Raw genomic sequence first — 679 nt, forward strand, 5'->3', positions numbered from 1 at the left:
GCCTGTCGGGCAGGCCGGGCCGCAGGACATCGAGAAGGCCCGCATCATCGTCGAAGATGCCAAGGACGTCTCGCAACCAGACATGTAGCGGCAGGCATCACGACGATCTGGCGGTTCTTCCGCCGACACCGGATCACGCGTAAAAAAAGACGGCGCACGCTGCGGAGCAGGACCGCCCCGATATTCTGAAGCGGCGCTGGGACTGGTTCGAGAGCCAGCCTGACCTCGATCCTGACTGCCTGGTGTTCATTGATGAAACCTGGGCCTCGACGAAAATGGCGCGCACCCATGGCAGGGCCCGCCGTGGCCAGCGGCTGCGGGCAGCGATCCCGCATGGGCACTGGAAGACGACAACCTTCATCGCTGGGCTGCGCAACAGCGGCATGGTCGCGCCGATGGTGCTCGACGGGCCGATCAATGGCGCTGCCTTCCAGGCTTACATTGATCAGGTGCTGGTACCCGAACTGAAGCCCGGCGACATCGTCATCATGGACAACCTCGGCAGCCACAAGGGCGCAGGCGTCAGAGCTGCGATCGAAGCCGCCGGGGCAGGCTTGCTCTACCTTCCACCCTACAGCCCCGAGTTCAACCCCATCGAGAACGTCTGGACACGAGGCCGCTGGATGTGACGTTCTTGTAGCACCGCGGCTGGGCCACAAGGCCCTGCTTGCGCTGGCCC

General features: G+C 64.2%; 1 pseudogene. It reads left to right on the forward strand.

Going from position 1 to position 679, the window contains the following annotated elements:
* Window positions 1-72: 72 nt before the first annotated feature.
* Window positions 73-614: pseudogene (locus tag EBE87_RS28525) on the forward strand (IS630 family transposase); the annotation flags it as partial.
* Window positions 615-679: the final 65 nt, after the last annotated feature.

The sequence above is a fragment of the Teichococcus wenyumeiae genome (genome assembly GCF_003696345.1).
Classification (GTDB): domain Bacteria; phylum Pseudomonadota; class Alphaproteobacteria; order Acetobacterales; family Acetobacteraceae; genus Pseudoroseomonas; species Pseudoroseomonas wenyumeiae.